Origin of the sequence: Thauera sp. SDU_THAU2 (assembly GCF_038260575.1) — a bacterium.
Taxonomy (GTDB): domain Bacteria; phylum Pseudomonadota; class Gammaproteobacteria; order Burkholderiales; family Rhodocyclaceae; genus Thauera.
In genome coordinates this window covers 2,075,017-2,089,053 of the sequence record NZ_JBBWUN010000003.1, presented here as the reverse complement: position 1 = coordinate 2,089,053, position 14,037 = coordinate 2,075,017, and the positions used below count along the sequence as shown (strand labels likewise).

The 14,037-nt window shown below is 65.8% G+C and carries 15 protein-coding genes and 1 pseudogene; 11 read left to right on the top strand and 5 right to left on the bottom strand.

Translation table 11 applies throughout. From position 1 onward, the window contains the following. Positions 1–3 precede the first annotated feature (3 nt). Both AAFL97_RS11180 and AAFL97_RS11175 read right to left on the bottom strand, forming a co-directional pair. On the bottom strand, positions 4–1,242 hold the full coding sequence (locus AAFL97_RS11180) for a TIGR02678 family protein (RefSeq protein WP_341644981.1): 1,239 nt from the start codon (positions 1,240–1,242) through the stop codon (positions 4–6). Continuing rightward, positions 1,242–2,759, bottom strand: a complete 1,518-nt coding sequence (locus AAFL97_RS11175; protein ID WP_341644980.1) for a TIGR02677 family protein — start codon at positions 2,757–2,759, stop codon at positions 1,242–1,244. Before AAFL97_RS11175 ends, AAFL97_RS11180 begins: the two co-directional genes overlap by 1 nt. Before the next feature lie 136 nt (positions 2,760–2,895). On the opposite strand from AAFL97_RS11175, the gene AAFL97_RS11170 reads away from it, so the two are divergent. The 3 genes from AAFL97_RS11170 to AAFL97_RS11160 all read left to right on the top strand — a co-directional run bounded on the left by AAFL97_RS11170 (position 2,896) and on the right by AAFL97_RS11160 (position 4,174). Further along, positions 2,896–3,198: a type II toxin-antitoxin system HigB family toxin gene (locus AAFL97_RS11170; protein WP_341644979.1), complete on the top strand. Its 303-nt coding sequence runs from the start codon at positions 2,896–2,898 to the stop codon at positions 3,196–3,198. An 18-nt stretch (positions 3,199–3,216) separates the two neighbouring features. Beyond that, the gene (locus tag AAFL97_RS11165) at positions 3,217–3,588 is read left to right on the top strand and encodes a helix-turn-helix domain-containing protein (protein ID WP_341644978.1); all 372 of its coding nucleotides are present in this window, start codon (positions 3,217–3,219) and stop codon (positions 3,586–3,588) included. Between the two features lie 421 nt (positions 3,589–4,009). After that, entirely contained in the window at positions 4,010–4,174 is a 165-nt protein-coding gene (locus AAFL97_RS11160) for a hypothetical protein (protein ID WP_341644977.1), read from the top strand. A 114-nt stretch (positions 4,175–4,288) separates the two neighbouring features. Here the strand turns inward: AAFL97_RS11160 and AAFL97_RS11155 are convergent, their stop codons facing one another. Further along, positions 4,289–4,726, bottom strand: coding sequence for a helix-turn-helix domain-containing protein (locus tag AAFL97_RS11155; protein ID WP_341644976.1), 438 nt, complete (start codon positions 4,724–4,726; stop codon positions 4,289–4,291). A 67-nt stretch (positions 4,727–4,793) separates the two neighbouring features. Between AAFL97_RS11155 and AAFL97_RS11150 the strand changes: the two genes are divergently transcribed. Beyond that, positions 4,794–6,200, top strand: a complete 1,407-nt coding sequence (locus AAFL97_RS11150) for an MFS transporter (protein WP_341644975.1) — start codon at positions 4,794–4,796, stop codon at positions 6,198–6,200. 63 nt (positions 6,201–6,263) lie between these two features. On the opposite strand, the gene AAFL97_RS11145 is transcribed toward AAFL97_RS11150, so the two are convergent. Further along, positions 6,264–7,175 carry a LysR family transcriptional regulator gene (locus AAFL97_RS11145; protein WP_341644974.1) on the bottom strand — a complete coding sequence of 304 codons (912 nt, stop codon included), beginning with the start codon at positions 7,173–7,175 and terminating at the stop codon, positions 6,264–6,266. Positions 7,176–7,296: 121 nt separating this feature from the next. Here AAFL97_RS11145 and AAFL97_RS11140 point away from each other — a divergent pair, with 121 nt between their 5' ends. From AAFL97_RS11140 to AAFL97_RS11120, 6 genes and pseudogenes are all read left to right on the top strand, one after another. After that, positions 7,297–7,617: a hypothetical protein gene (locus AAFL97_RS11140; RefSeq protein WP_341644973.1), complete on the top strand. Its 321-nt coding sequence runs from the start codon at positions 7,297–7,299 to the stop codon at positions 7,615–7,617. A 3-nt stretch (positions 7,618–7,620) separates the two neighbouring features. Beyond that, positions 7,621–8,532, top strand: coding sequence for an alkene reductase (locus AAFL97_RS11135; RefSeq protein ID WP_341644972.1), 912 nt, complete (start codon positions 7,621–7,623; stop codon positions 8,530–8,532). Positions 8,533–8,557: 25 nt separating this feature from the next. Continuing rightward, positions 8,558–8,734 carry an oxidoreductase gene (locus AAFL97_RS11130; protein ID WP_341644971.1) on the top strand — a complete coding sequence of 59 codons (177 nt, stop codon included), beginning with the start codon at positions 8,558–8,560 and terminating at the stop codon, positions 8,732–8,734. Next, a pseudogene (locus AAFL97_RS24635) lies at positions 8,734–9,399 on the top strand (MFS transporter); the annotation flags it as partial. The gene AAFL97_RS11130 and the pseudogene AAFL97_RS24635, both read left to right, overlap by 1 nt. A 79-nt stretch (positions 9,400–9,478) precedes the next feature. Then, complete coding sequence (locus AAFL97_RS24630) at positions 9,479–9,976, top strand: MFS transporter (RefSeq protein ID WP_445954534.1); 498 nt, start codon at positions 9,479–9,481, stop codon at positions 9,974–9,976. Between the two features lie 95 nt (positions 9,977–10,071). Then, positions 10,072–11,001 (top strand): LysR substrate-binding domain-containing protein, encoded by a 930-nt coding sequence (locus AAFL97_RS11120; protein ID WP_445954487.1) that lies wholly within the window; start codon positions 10,072–10,074, stop codon positions 10,999–11,001. Positions 11,002–11,112: 111 nt separating this feature from the next. Here AAFL97_RS11120 and AAFL97_RS11115 read toward each other — a convergent pair whose 3' ends face one another. Continuing rightward, the gene (locus tag AAFL97_RS11115) at positions 11,113–11,919 is read right to left on the bottom strand and encodes an AraC family transcriptional regulator (RefSeq protein WP_341644969.1); all 807 of its coding nucleotides are present in this window, start codon (positions 11,917–11,919) and stop codon (positions 11,113–11,115) included. Between the two features lie 281 nt (positions 11,920–12,200). Between AAFL97_RS11115 and AAFL97_RS11110 the strand changes: the two genes are divergently transcribed. Then, a complete protein-coding gene (locus AAFL97_RS11110; protein ID WP_341644968.1) occupies positions 12,201–13,877 on the top strand; it encodes a 2-isopropylmalate synthase in 1,677 nt (558 codons plus the stop codon). The last annotated feature ends 160 nt before the right edge of the window (positions 13,878–14,037 follow it).

Here is a 14,037-nt window from a genome sequence, read left to right as displayed (position 1 = left end):
GGGTCAGTCGAAAAGGGTGCCGGAAGTAGCGGACGGCGCCGGCCTGAGCTCGGCCTCGCCGACGGCAAAACGCGCCAGCGCCGGCAGGGGGCGCACGTCGGTGCCGTCGCGTTCGAGCAGTTGAAGGCGCTGCAGGCGATCGAGCGCGATCGTCGCCAACTCGTGCTCCGAGCCGGCTTCGCGCGCGGACTTGCGCCAGAACTTGCCGAAGCGCTGGCGTGCGCCGGCGATGAATGCGGCGACTTCGTCGGTGTTTGTGCCGCCGTTCGTGCACGCCGTCAGGAATTCGGCCACCAGCAGGGTGGCATGCGCTTCGGTGCCTTCGGCCGGCATCGCCACGTCGGTCAGCTCGCCGTCCTCGTCGGTCAGCGCCAGACCCTCGGCGCGCTGTTCGGCGACCAGCCCGGTAGCTTCGCACAGCCGGGTGGCCATCGTGCCGCGCTGGTTCATGAAGTAGGCGCGCTGGTCAGCGTCGAGGCGGTCGAGGTAGATCACCGGGTCGTCGAGCATGCGGCGAGCCAGGTGGTGGCGCAGCGCCGTGCGCCGGCCCTCGTCGCTGTCCGGCACGGGCTCCGCCACCAGCGCGGCGAGCCGGGCCTCGTGCGTGGCCGGGGCTTCGTCCGCGGGCCAGGTGGACGGGCCGCGCGATGCCGCGAGCACACCGGAGAGGACCCGCCGCTGCACGTCGTAGAGCGCGTCATGGAGACTGTCTGAGCCTTCGTTGCCGCCTTGTACGAAGCCCTCTTCGTCGCCGGCCACGCGATGCAGAACGCCGAGCTCGAGCAGCGTGCGGCACACCGCGACCAGTTCCCGCCGCTCGTGCTGCGCCTGGAGCGTGAAGCTGAAGCCGAGGGCGGCCAGCGCAGGGTCCGCCGCGAGGGCGAGCAGCCGGTCGCCGAGCACGCGCAGCGTGATCTGCGGGTCGGCGCGCTCCAGCACCGCGCAGGCGAGGCACAGCAACACATAGCGGCGGCGCTCGTAGCCGGGCAGCCCGCGCGTGGCGTCGTTCACATCAGCCGGACGCTTGTATAGGCGCGCCGCATCGCGTTCGATATGCAGGGGCCAGCCGGTCTCACGGACGAACCATTCGCGCAGCGCGTCGGCGTGGCGGCGCACGGCGACGAACTCCGGGTGTGCTGGCGTCATCAGCGGCGTCATCAACAGGGCGCGCAGCGCAGCGGTGAACTCCTCGCGTTGATGGAGGGCCTGCTGCTGGCCGATCGCGGTGCTGTCGGTTGTCATCACGGCGATTGTGTGGCGGTGATCGTGATGCGGTGGTCGCGGCCGGCAAAGGTGCCGGCATCGGTGACGACTTCGGCCCGCGTGTGCGCTTCCAGCGGCTCGAGGCGAATGCGCAGCAGGCCGTCGCCGGTCTGGCGTTCAACCACATCCTCGGGCGAGGATTGCGCGGTCAGCGCCTCGCCGAGCAGCGACAGGAAAAGCGCGAAGGCGTGCGGATCCAGGTGGCCGATGTCCGACAGGCGCGTCGTTCGACCGGTTGCCAGGCGCGCACGCGCGGCTTCGACTTGCAGGTGTTCCTCATGCAACTGGCGAGCGAGCAGGGCGCGCTCCTCGCTGCGCTCGCGCACCTTGGGCAAGGGGCCCCGCGGGGCGGCCTCACCATACTCGCGCAGGCGCGGATGGATGGAGAGCGGCGGCGCCTCGGCCCATGGCGTGGTGGCCGGCAGCTCATGGCCGGCGCCCGGGTTCAGCGAGAAATGGCGGGCCGGATTGAGAGCGAAGGCGGCGCGCCCCAGGCGGTGCGCGTCGTCGTCGCTGCGGCAGGTCGCGAACCAGCCGGCGAGCACGCGGAAGTCGGCCGAGCGATCGCTGCGCCCGCTGCGCCGCTCATTGAGCGCCGCGACCGCGGCCAACAGCTGCGGAATCGCCGCGCGCGCCTTCGAGCGCAGCACCTCGGCCTGCGGCGGTTCATGATGGGTACTGACGAACCAGCCGCGCAGGCCTCCCCAGCGTTCGCGCCAGGCCTGCTGGCGCTGCGCGAGCGCGTCGGCCTGCGCTTGTTCATCCCCGGGCGCGGCGTCGCGCGCTTCGCGCTGCGCGGCCGCCCACAGCAGCGGATCGATGCGCGGATGCAGCGAGGCGATGTGCTGTGCGATCGCACCGGAGCGTCCGACGAGGTCGCCGATGAAGCGTTCGAGGTAGTCGATCAGCCGTTGCTTGTAGGCCAGCACCGCGGTGGCATCGGCTTGTTGCAGCTCGATACTGCGCGCCATGCCAGCCATGAAGGTCTGGGCGTTGTCGGCCAGGCCCTCGAACACGCGCACCAGATCGCGCAGGGTTTCGTGCAGCTTGGCTGCATCGGGCGTGGGCGCATTGGCCAGCGCGAGCAGGGTCTTGAGCCGGCTGGCGATGTCTTCGAGCGCGACCGTCTGCAACTCGGCACGCCGACCGAGCGCTTCGGCGAAGGCAGTGAGGGCCGTCTCGACGGCTTCGCCGCCATGGGACAGGCGGTAGAGGAACCGGGCGCGGTAGAAGTCGCTGATGCTGGCGACGCGCGCGGTATCGGGTTGCGCCTCGAGGTTGCCCCACTCGGCGAGCTGGGCGAGCGCGGCCTGGACCTCCTCGAGCTTCGGTACGCCATCGCTCCACCGGGCTTCGACCAGCACCTCGTCGGGACGCATGTGAAGCCTGAACTGGCGCTTTGCCGCGGCGAAGCTCGCCATGATGCTGCGGTAAGTGCCGGCCTTGTCTGCGCTGACGTGTCGGAACAGGTCGGCCGATGTGTCCGAATATGGCATGGGTTGGATTCTGAGGGTTTTCTTCGTCCGATGTTGGCAATAATGCGAGCGGCTGTCGAGTATATGCGCTTGCGCTACCGGACTAGAATCTGGAAGCTACTTGCGATAGTCCCAAAATGGGACTAAAGTGTGGCTGATGCGAGTGATAGCCGTCTCCACCCTTCGGGAATTCTGGAAACTTCATGCGGACGCCGAGCAGCCTTTGAAGGCTTGGTTTGAGGAAGTGACCAAAGCGTCCTGGACTCAGCCATCGGACATCAAGGCGCAGTACGGCAGCGCCAGCATCCTCAAGAACCGGCGTGTCGTTTTCAATATCAAAGGCAACGACTACCGGTTGATAGTGGCCATCGCATACAAGCTGCAGGTCGTCTACGTGAAATTCGTCGGTACCCACAAGGAGTACGACGAAGTGGACGCAGAAACCGTTGAAATGGTCTGAGTGACCATGGAGGACCACATGGACATCCGCCCTATTCACACCGAAGTCGATTACAAGGTTACGCTGAAGGAGATTTCGGCCTTAATGGAGTTCGACCCCGATCCGGGAACCCCGGAGGGAGACCGTCTGGATATTCTGACTACCCTGGTGCAAGCCTATGAAGCCAGGCACTTCCCCATTGGCGCGCCGGATCCGGTCGAAGCGATCAAATTCCGGATGGAGCAAGGCGGCTTGTCGGTGAAGGATCTGGAGCCGTTCATCGGCAGGAGCAACCGCGTCTACGAAATCCTGAACCACAAGCGCCCCCTGACACTTGGCATGATCCGTAGATTGCACCAAGGGCTGGGCATTCCGGCTGAGGTTCTGATTGCGGAAAACGTTGCGGGCTGACTTGATGATGCTGGCGAGCGATGCATTTGTCTCGACTTTCGCTCCCAGCCGGACGGATGTTGACGGTATCGCAGTACGGTATCAGCGGAATGTCGAAAAAGTACGGTCGTCGATACCGTCAGATCGCGGTTATCGAACGACCTGCCGGGTGAAGATGGGTGCGCCTGGTCCGAGCGATGTCCATGAAATCGCTGCTGATCGTCCATTCGCTCTGCGGCTCGTGGGACAGTGCCTTTCGTGGGACGGCATGGGTTGATATGGGAAACGGGCGGTAACTGCTCCAAAGGCACGATTGTCTGACGGTATCAAGAGACTTTTGAATAGGTAAGTGGTTAATTTTGCATAAATTATTTGTTCTGGTTGACAATCGAGTGGGAGTAATTGAGCGTCCGCTCAGTGCAGCCCCAAGCCGGCCTGGGAAATGCTGGCGCCGCGCGTGCCGGTCGATTTCGAGGCCACCTTCGAGGCCCATTTCAAGAGCACGACAACCCCGCCCATCGAGGTAGGGGTATTGCTGGAGAGCCGCGAGCGCCTGTCGGCGCACGTGGCAGGATGCGCTGTCGCACGCTTTTCTGCGATCCGTTGAGGACGAGCGGCCGGATTTCAGCCTGATTTCCTTGACGTTGCAACAGAGCCAGCCATCGCCTGGCGGAAACCGCCTCCACCGCAGGCACTCCACGGCAGCGATGGGGGCGAACTCCTACTTGCCACCGATGGCAGCGCGCCGAAGCGCATCTCCGAGCGGCACCGTGGGGCAGGCCACACGCAGCAGCTTGCGAAATCTCGCGCAGGACAGGTGCGATGGTGCAGGGCATTCGGCGACATGTCGCAGCAGATTGCTCAACGTCTTCATTCTGCGGATTTGACGGTCGAGTTCATCGGCACGCTGGTGCAGAGTCGGCCGGGGCAGATCCGGCTTGCGGTCCTTGTCGAACATCCCGTTGATCTCCTCGAGCGAGAAACCGGCTGCCTTCCCTAGCGAGATCAAGGCGAGTTGCAGCAGCGCGTCCTCGCTGTACTGCCGACGCAGCCCGTTGCGGCCAACGGACTGGAGCAGTCCAAGCTCCTCGTAGTAGCGGAGCGTGGAGGTGGGAACGCCGCTGGTTTTCGACAGCACACCGATGTCGACGAGTTTCATGCTTGACTTCATGTTGACTTGAAGTTGCATAGTAGGTCATCGACCTCCGAACAGAAAGAAGTCACGCATGAAAAACGAATCAGCCCCAGCGGCCAGCAAGCTCGTCCTGGCGGCGCTGGCGGGATCCATCCTGCTGGCGGCGCTGGGCGTCAGCATCGCCACCGTGGCGCTTCCGACCTTGGCACGCGCCTTCTCGGCAGGTGTGCAGCAGGTGCAATGGGTCGTGCTGGCCTATCTGCTCGCCGTCACGGCGGCCATCGTCGTCGCCGGGCGCATGGGTGATCTCTACGGGAATCGCCGCGTGCTGGTCGCGGGCCTTGTGCTGTTTACGTCGGCCTCCGCCGCCTGCGCATTGGCGCCGGGCCTGGGCTGGCTGATTGCCGGCCGCGTGGCCCAGGGCCTGGGGGCAGCAATCCTCATGTCGCTGCCGATGTCGATCGCCAAAGGGCTGGTGGCGAAAGAGCGCATGGGCACGGCGATGGGCCTGTTCGGCGCGATGTCGGCCATCGGCACAGCGTTGGGCCCATCGCTTGGCGGCGTCGTGATCGGTGCCCTGGGCTGGCGCGCTGCCTTCATCATGCTGACCTTGTGCGGTGCCGGCATGCTGACGCTTGCCCTGCGAGGGGTTCCCGCAGAAAGAAGGGAATCCGGCGCTGCGACCAACCGCATGGACTGGGCCGGCAGTCTCTGGCTGTCGATCCTGCTGCTCTGCTTTGCCTTGGCCGCCACTGGCAGCAAGGTCGGCGTTGCGATCCAGCCCTGGATGCTGCTTGCTCCGGCTGCCGTTGCCCTGCTGGCCTTCGTCCGTACCGAGTCGGCAGCAGCTCATCCGCTTGTCCCGGTGGCCCTGGTTCGCGGGCGTGTGATCGTGGTGGCGCTGGTAATGAACCTTCTGGTGGGTGCCGTCATGATGTCCACGCTGGTGGTCGGGCCATTCTTCCTTTCGTTCGGCCTGGGTCTGAGCGAGGCCGAAACGGGCATGGTCATGGCGGTCGGGCCGATCGCCGCCGCACTGGCAGGTGTCCCCGCCGGCTGGGTCACCGACCGCTTTGGAGCGAGCCGGACACTGCCCGTCGGCCTGCTGCTTGCTGCTGGCGGCCTGTACGGCTTCGCCGTGCTGCCGGTCCTCATCGGCGTTCCAGGCTATGTGGTGGCGCTCGCGTTGATCACGCCGGGATTCCAGTTGTTTCTGGCTGCCAACAACACCGCGGTGATGGCCGCCGCCGCAGATGAGCACAGAGGCCTGTTTTCCGGTCTGCTCGGTCTGACGCGCAACCTGGGTTTCATGGCGGGCGCTTCCCTGCTGCCGCTGTTGTTCGCCTCCCTGTTGGGCGGCCATGACCTGGCCGGGAGTTCCACGCAGGCCGTCGGCGAAGCTTTCTCCACCACCTTCCTGGCGGCAGCCGGCCTGTGTGCGCTGGCGTTCTTTCTCGCCCTGCTGGGGAACACCTCCTGGCGCCCGGCTTGCCCGTAGCCATGCGATTGTCTTGGGGGCGATTGGACAGGCTCGACTACCTTCCCTGTGCGCATCAGGCAGTCAGCTCGTGCCAATGTCGATGCGCTCAGCAAGGAAATCCAGAAAGGCCCGCACCCGCAGGGGTAGATAGCCGCCTTGGCCAACATAGACGGCGTGGATTTCCTCCAAGTCGCCCGGATTGCAGTCTTCGAGCACGGGGATCAATCGACTGCCGGCAATGTCGTCGCGTACCTGAAACGCAGCCAGCCGGGCCAGCCCCAAGCCGGCCAGGGCCAGACGGTGCAATGCCTCGCCATCGCTGGCCTGTGCATTGCCGTTCACCGGCACCACGATGTCCTGGCCGTCATGTCGTAGCGGCCATCCCGGCTGTGCGCGCACGTAGTTCGCGCCCAGGCGGTTGTGGGGCAACAGTTCGTCGGGCGTGGTCGGCGTGCCGTGTTGTTCCAGGTAGTTCGGTGCGCCGACGATGACCATGCGCGTGGCCCCCAGCCCGCGAGCTACAAGGTTCGAGCTTTTCAGCGGACCGGCGCGCACGGCCACGTCGGTGCGTTGCTCCAGGATGTCGATGACCTCATCGGTCAGCACGATGTCCAGCGTCACGTCGGGATGGCGGGCCAGGAACTCCGGCGCCAGCGGCAGCAGGAAATGGTGGCCGAAGGGCACGTTGGCGTTGACCCGCAGGCGGCCACGCGGCGTGGCGTCGGCGCTCGCGCAGCGCTCGGCTTCGTTCAGGTCTGCCAGGATGCGCACGCCGCGCTCGTAAAAGGCGCACCCCTCGGGCGTGAGCTGGAGCTGCCGTGTGGAGCGGTTCACCAGCCGTGTGCCCAGGCGCTGTTCCAGCCGCGCGACCAGTTTGCTGACGGCCGAAGGTGTCATGCCGCAGGCGCGGGCCGCGGCCGAGAAGCCACCCAGCTCGATGACGCGCACGAACACTTCCAGTTCCCCGGATCGATTGACGTCCAGTCGAGCCATACCTGCTCCTCGATGAGTTCAACTCACAAATGATGTGCCGCTGGAGAGTCTATTCCGCATTGGTCTTTGAATTCATAATTTTTTCATTAAATGACTTTGAATTCATCAAGAGGAAAAAGACATGGCATCACTTTCCAGGGCATCTGCTTGCGCCGTGCTGTCCTTGGCATTGTCGGCAGGCGCCACGATGGCCGCCACTCCTGCAGTGGCAGCACCCGGCTGGGTCGCGACCTGGCAGGCCAGCCCGCAGCCCGTGTGGGGCGGGGACTTTCTGTTCCCGACCAACGTGCCTGCCGTGCTGAACGACCAGACCGTCCGCCAGGTGGCGCGCATCAGCGTCGGCGGGCCGCGCCTGCGCATCGTGCTGTCCAACGCCTACGGCAGTGTGCCGGTTCGCTTCGATCGCGACGTGCGGCCTCAACCCTCTGCACAGGAGCGCTGAACCATGCTGTTCACTCCCTATCGCCTGGGTACGCTGGAACTGCCCAACCGTATCGTGATGCCGCCCATGACACGCTCGCGTGCGGCAAGCGGAAACGTACCGACCGCCTCGATGGCCGAGTATTACGCGCAGCGCGCCTCGGCCGGCCTGATCGTGACCGAAGGCACGCAGATCAGCCAGCAGGGCCAGGGCTACGCCTGGACGCCGGGTATCCACAGCCCCGAGCAGGTGACCGGATGGCGTGGCGTGACCGACGCCGTGCACGCGGCCGGCGGCCGCATCTTCGCGCAGCTCTGGCACGTCGGCCGAGTGTCGCATGTCTCGCTGCAACCGGGCGGCTCAGCGCCGGTGTCGTCTTCGCCGCTGGTGGCGGAGGGCGTCAAGGTCTTCATCGACCCCGAGGGCAGGGGACCCGCGGGCGGCGCAGGGGAGATGGTGCAGCACTCGGCGTCGCGCGCCTTGTCCGAAGCCGAAATCGCCCAGGTCGTCCGGGACTTCGCCGCCGCTGCGCGCAATGCGCTGGCGGCCGGCTTTGATGGCGTCGAGCTGCACGGGGCCAACGGCTACCTCATCAACCAGTTCATCGACTCGCGGGCCAACACGCGCACCGATGGCTACGGCGGATCGTTGCCGAACCGGCTGCGCTTCCTGCGCGAAGTCACCGAGGCGGTGATCGCGGTCGCAGGGGCCGGGCGGGTCGGTGTCCGGCTGGCGCCGCTGACGACGCTGCAGGGTGCGGTGGACGACACGCCGCAAGCGACCTACCTGGGCGCGGCGAAGCTGCTCGATGGCCTCGGCGTGGCTTACATCCATATCGCGGAAGCCGACTGGGAAGATGCGCCGGACATGCCCGCCGCCTTCAAGGAGGCCCTGCGCATGATCTATGGCGGCACGCTGATCTATGCCGGCAAGTAGCACGCGGGAGCGCGCCGAAGCGGCCTTGCAGAACGGCTGGGCCGACCTCGTCGGCTTCGGCCGTCCGTTCATCGCCAATCCCGATCTGCCGCGCCGGTTGCGCGAGGGCCTGCCATTGAACGCACCCGATGGCGGGCGTTTCTTTGGCGGCACGGCAGCGGGCTACACCGACTATCCCTTTGCCGCTGCGGACGTGGCGTGATGAGCGAGCAGAACCCAGGTACCCATCCTGGCGTCCGGGCGCTTGCCGTCACGGCGTTCGCCATTGGCGTGGCCGAGTTCATCGTCGTCGGTGTGCTGCCGTCGATTGCCGAAGACCTCGGGGTACCGCTGTCGCGCGCCGGCAGCCTGGTCGGCCTGTACGCCCTGGCGCTGGCGATCGGCACGCCGATCATCGTGCTGGCGCTGGCCCGCCTGCCGCGCAAGCCGCTGCTGCTGGGGCTGGTGGCGGTTTTCCTGATCGGCAACCTGCTGTCGGCGCTTTCCACCAGCTATGCCATGCTGCTGTTCGGCCGGGTCGTCACGGCGGTGGCGCACGGCAGCTTCTTTGCCATCGGCGCCACCGTCGCCGCCCGGCTCGCGCCGCAGGGACAGGCCAGCCGTGCGATCGCGGCCATGTTCGCAGGGCTCAACCTGGCCATGGTGATCGGTGTGCCGCTGGGCAGCCTGATCGGCAACAGCTTCGGCTGGCGCCTGCCGTTCTTCGCGGTGGCGGTCCTGGCGGCCATCGCTTGGCTGGCAAACCTGCGATGGGTGCCGGCCTTGCCCGAGCAGCCCACGGGTTCGGCGCGCACGCAACTGGCGGCGCTGGCACGGCCGGCCATCCTCGCCATGATGGCCATCACCATCCTCGGTTTCGGCGCCAGCTTTGCCGCGTTCTACCTTCGTCACGCCGATCCTGACCGACATCACCGGGTTCTCGGCACACACGGCCAGCCTGCTGCTGGTGGTGTTCGGCGTGGCCACCCTGGTCGGCAACATGGCAGGCGGGCGCTGGGCTGCCCGCCTGGGCTGGCCTGTTGCGCTGCGGTGGATGCTGGCGGGCTTGCTGCTGGTGCTGGCGGGACTGGCATGGGCGATGCCGTTCAAGGCCGTGATGGTGCCGCTGCTCTTCGTCTGGGGAATGCTGGCCTTCGGCATGTCGCCGGGATTCCAGGCCGGGATGCTGGAGACCGCCGGGCGCTGGACGCCTCGCGCGGTGGATTTCGCCTCTGCGCTGAACATCGCCGGGTTCAACCTGGGGATCACGCTGGGGGAAACGCTGGGCAGCGGACTCGTGGCGCATGGCCATATGGCAATGACGCCTTGGGCCGGTGTGGCGCTGGCATTGCTGGGGCAGGTGCCGCTTTGGTGGCTGGCGCACCGCTCGGCAGGGCCGGTCCACCTCGCTGGAAGGGTGCGGCGTCATGATGAGGCGATGCTGGCAAAGGCATCTTTCCGCTAGCGGATGAGGTACGGTTTGGGGCTGCGCGGCCACGACGTCGCGATTCTTGAACAGCCCTTGTACTGACGGCGGGAGGCGATATGGAGCTACGGCATTTGCGTTACTTTCTGGCAGTGGCCGAAGAACTCCATTTCGCCCGCGCTGCGCAAAAGCTGCACATCGAACAATCGCCGCTGTCGCGCGCCATCAAGGAACTGGAAGAAGAACTCGGCGCGCCGCTGTTCGCCCGTACTACGCGAAGCACGCGCCTGACCCGTGCGGGCAAATTGTTTCACGAGCACGTGCGCCGCGTGTTCGTGATCCTGCAACAGGCGCGCGACAGCATGAGAACGGTGGCCCTGGGATTCGACGGCCAAATGCGCGTAGCCCTGTCGGGCGGCGTCACGCCGGCGCGCCTGCCGGCTTTGCTGGTGCTCTGCCGTGAGGAGGAACCCGAAGTCGAGATCCGGTTCTTCGAGGTGCCCCTGTCGCAGCAGATCAAGGGGCTGCATGATGATCTGTACGACGTGGGGTTCGCGCAGTCCGACGCATTGGGTGAGGGCGTTGTCGCCTTGCCTGTCTGGCAGGATGCGTTGATGGTGGCTGTGCCGGCGCGGCATCCGCTGCTGGCCCATAAGCGTATCCCGCTGGATGAGCTGCTGCGCTATCCGCTGGTCTTGTGGGATCCCCAGATCTGCGAAGGTCTTGCCAAGCACGTGGAACAGGTGCTGCGCCAGTCCGATAGGGAGCCGCTGGTCGCGGAGCGGGTGGCGTCATGCGACTTGATGATGGCCCTGGTGTCAGGCGGTATCGCGCCTGGGCTGGCCGGTGCGGAGTACATCGCCGCCAGACGCGAAGCGGGGGTGGTGGCCAGGCCGCTGGCGACGAGCGTACCACCGCTGACGACCTACCTGCTGCGGCCGGCTGGCGAGCCGTCTGATGTTCTGGCGCGCTTCATCGAGCGCGTGCAGGCCCTCGAATCGTCGTTGTCCGACCGACCCGTGCCTGATGTTCGCTCCGATCACCCGGAGGGGCTTGCACCATGAAGAAGATCATCCCCTTCCTTCTTCAAGGATCACCCAGGGCCTTGCTCTGCTGCCGGACATAAACCACCAGGCGCAAATTCGCCTTGCCGGCTTTCACTGTCGGCGAGTTCTTCATGTATTCGCTGCAAAAGCGGAAGGCGGCCGCCCGAATTGCTTGCTGAATGCCGTGGTGTAGGCGCTGTGGCTGTCGTAGCCACTCGCCAGCGCCACCTGCGTGATCGGCATGCCCTGCATCAGTAGTGTCAGCGACGACATCAGCCGCAGTCGCTGACGCCATTTGCCGAAGGTCATGCCTGTCGCCTGCAGAAAACGCCGGTGAAAGGTCTTGTCGCCCATTGCCAGCCTGTCGGCCCACTCGGCGGCAGTGGCGGTATCGCCAGGGGCGTCCAGCAGCGCCTGGCACACCTGGTGGATCGGGCCGCCGGCACTGCCCACCGGCCACGGCAGATGGAGCGGAAGAACCGGCTGGGCGTGCAGCTCCTCGACCAGAAGCGCGCCAAGCAAACGCATGCGTCTGGAAGACGTGGCCTGGCTGTCGGCTCGAGCCAGCGCCATGATCAACTCGCGCACCAGACCGGAGACATGCACGACGCAATCGGTAGTTGGCAGCTTGGCGCAAACAGCCTCGCGCACGAACAGGCCGTGCGCTTCCAGCGCCACCGGCACGACCAGCCGGTGCGCCACGCCGGGCCGCAGCCAGACGGCTGCCGTGGGCGGCACCAGCCACTGGCCGCTTTCCGCTTCCACACGCAACAGGCCGCGATCCGCATGGACCAGGTGGCCACGCGGATGCGTGTGCATGGGCACGACATGGCCCGCCGGATAGCGCACGGCTGCACCGAATACCGGCAGGCCGCAGGCTTCTCCTGCGCTCAGGTCGAGCGCATGGCTGCCGTGTTCGGGAGAGGAAAAGCCCATGCCGGCGCGATTTGTCCGAATCAATGAAGAGCTTGTACATTTTCATGTAGATGGACGGTACGCACAAGCCTTACAGTCCTGCTGAACCCATCTCCTGCATCCATTCCACTCATGTCCGCACTCGGTCTTTCGCAACGGCGACTACTGCTGCCTCCCGGTCGGGGTCTGCACGCGCCCGTTCGCGCGATGACCCATCCTGATTCCCCCTGACCCCGACCGTCGTCAGCTTGTTCCAAGCCAGGGGAGTCGGGTGTTCAACGATTCCCCTGGAGTGCTTTTACATGCTGACCGATCCTTCCCAGAAGTACCGTCCCATCTCCCCGGTCGATCTCGCGGATCGCCAATGGCCGTCGCGCACCTTGACCCAAGCCCCGATCTGGCTGTCCACGGATCTGCGCGACGGCAATCAGGCGCTGTTCGAGCCGATGAACCGCGAGCGCAAGCTGCGCTTGTTCCATGAACTGGTGCGCATCGGCTTCAAGGAGATCGAGGTGGGCTTTCCCGCCGCTTCGCGCACCGATTTCGAAATCGTTCGCCACCTGATCGACAACGAGCTGATCCCCGAAGACGTCACCCCCATGGTGATGACCCAACTGCGCGATGACCTGATCACCGAGACGGTGCGCAGCGTGGCCGGGGCGCGGCGCGTGATCGTGCATTTCTACAACGCCATCGCGCCCGCCTGGCGCGAGATCGTGTTCGGCATGAGCGCGCCGCAGATCGTCGAGATGGTGGAGCGCCACATCACGCTGTTCAAAGGGCTGACGGCCGCCCATCCGGAAACCGAATGGGTCTTGCAATACTCGCCCGAGACTTTCTGCATGGCCGAGCTGGATGTTTCGCTGGCCGTGTGCAACGCCGCCATTCGCGCCTGGGATGCCGGGCCGCAGCGGCCGATGATCGTCAACCTGCCGACCACGGTGGAAGTCGCCACGCCGAACGTCTTCGCCGACCAGATCGAATGGATGGATCGGCGGCTGGAGCGGCGCGAGCATGTCGTCTTGTCCGTGCATCCACACAACGACCGGGGCACGGGCGTGGCCTGCGCCGAACAGGCCATGCTGGCCGGCGCGCAACGTGTCGAAGGCTGCCTGTTCGGCAATGGCGAGCGCAGCGGCAACGTCGATGTGGTGACCTTGGCCTTGAACCTGTATACGCAAGGCATTGCGCCAGGACTGGATTTCTCCGACATCGCGGCGGTGGCGCGCGTGGCGGAGGAATGCACCGCGCTGCCCATCCATCCGCGCCATCCGTATGTGGGCGATCTGGTCTTCACGGCTTTCTCCGGCTCGCACCAGGATGCCATTGCCAAGGGCTTTGCCGCGCAAGAGGCCGATGCGCCCTGGCGAGTGCCTTACTTGCCGATCGATCCGAAAGATCTGGGCCGCACCTACGACAGCATCGTGCGCGTCAACAGCCAGTCGGGCAAAGGCGGCATCGCCTTCTTGCTGCAACGCGATCGAGGCATCGTCATGCCGCGCCGCATGCAGGTGGAGTTCAGCGCCATCGTCCAGGCGATGGCCGATACCAGCGAGACGGAATTGAGCAGCGAGCAGATCTGGGACGTGTTCGAGCAGACCTACCTCGCGCCAGCGCGAGCGCAGCCCGGCTTCATCCTTCGCAGCCACCGCCTGTTCGAGCATCCCGATGGGCAAGGCATTGCGCTGGAATTGGCGGATGCGGAGGGCAAGGTCAAGGTCCGCGAGGGATCGGGCAATGGCCCGATCGCCGCGGCGGTGGCAGCGCTGGGCCTGCCGCTGCGCATCGACAGCTACGAGGAGCGCAGCCTGGGCGCGGGTTCCGATGCGGTGGCCCTGGCCATCGTGGAGGCGGCCGTGCCCGGTGTGCCCGGCTCGCGATTCGGCGTTGGCCGGCACGCGAATATCACCACCGCCTCGGTGCTGGCCGTGTTGAGCGCGGCGGCCAGGTTCTCTTCGGAACTGGCAACAGCCGACTGAACGGGAAAAGACGACCGCATATGGCCGAAAACCATATGCGGTCTTTGCTGAGCGGGCTTTCTTACGGAGCCGTTTCTTCTGCGCCATTTCCATGCGCCAGCGCCGTAATGGTCGGTTCGATGTAATCTTCGGTCATGGCAAAAGGGCGGTTCAGCATAGC

Bases quoted from the DNA above. Each gene is read 5' to 3' on its own strand.
- AAFL97_RS11180 (WP_341644981.1), bottom strand. From the start codon at position 1,242: ATGACAACCGACAGCACCGCGATCGGCCAGCAGCAGGCCCTCCATCAA.
- AAFL97_RS11175 (WP_341644980.1), bottom strand. From the start codon at position 2,759: ATGCCATATTCGGACACATCGGCCGACCTGTTCCGACACGTCAGCGCA.
- AAFL97_RS11170 (WP_341644979.1), top strand. From the start codon at position 2,896: ATGCGAGTGATAGCCGTCTCCACCCTTCGGGAATTCTGGAAACTTCAT.
- AAFL97_RS11165 (WP_341644978.1), top strand. From the start codon at position 3,217: ATGGACATCCGCCCTATTCACACCGAAGTCGATTACAAGGTTACGCTG.
- AAFL97_RS11160 (WP_341644977.1), top strand. From the start codon at position 4,010: ATGCTGGCGCCGCGCGTGCCGGTCGATTTCGAGGCCACCTTCGAGGCC.
- AAFL97_RS11155 (WP_341644976.1), bottom strand. From the start codon at position 4,726: ATGAAACTCGTCGACATCGGTGTGCTGTCGAAAACCAGCGGCGTTCCC.
- AAFL97_RS11150 (WP_341644975.1), top strand. From the start codon at position 4,794: ATGAAAAACGAATCAGCCCCAGCGGCCAGCAAGCTCGTCCTGGCGGCG.
- AAFL97_RS11145 (WP_341644974.1), bottom strand. From the start codon at position 7,175: ATGGCTCGACTGGACGTCAATCGATCCGGGGAACTGGAAGTGTTCGTG.
- AAFL97_RS11140 (WP_341644973.1), top strand. From the start codon at position 7,297: ATGGCATCACTTTCCAGGGCATCTGCTTGCGCCGTGCTGTCCTTGGCA.
- AAFL97_RS11135 (WP_341644972.1), top strand. From the start codon at position 7,621: ATGCTGTTCACTCCCTATCGCCTGGGTACGCTGGAACTGCCCAACCGT.
- AAFL97_RS11115 (WP_341644969.1), bottom strand. From the start codon at position 11,919: ATGGGCTTTTCCTCTCCCGAACACGGCAGCCATGCGCTCGACCTGAGC.
- AAFL97_RS11110 (WP_341644968.1), top strand. From the start codon at position 12,201: ATGCTGACCGATCCTTCCCAGAAGTACCGTCCCATCTCCCCGGTCGAT.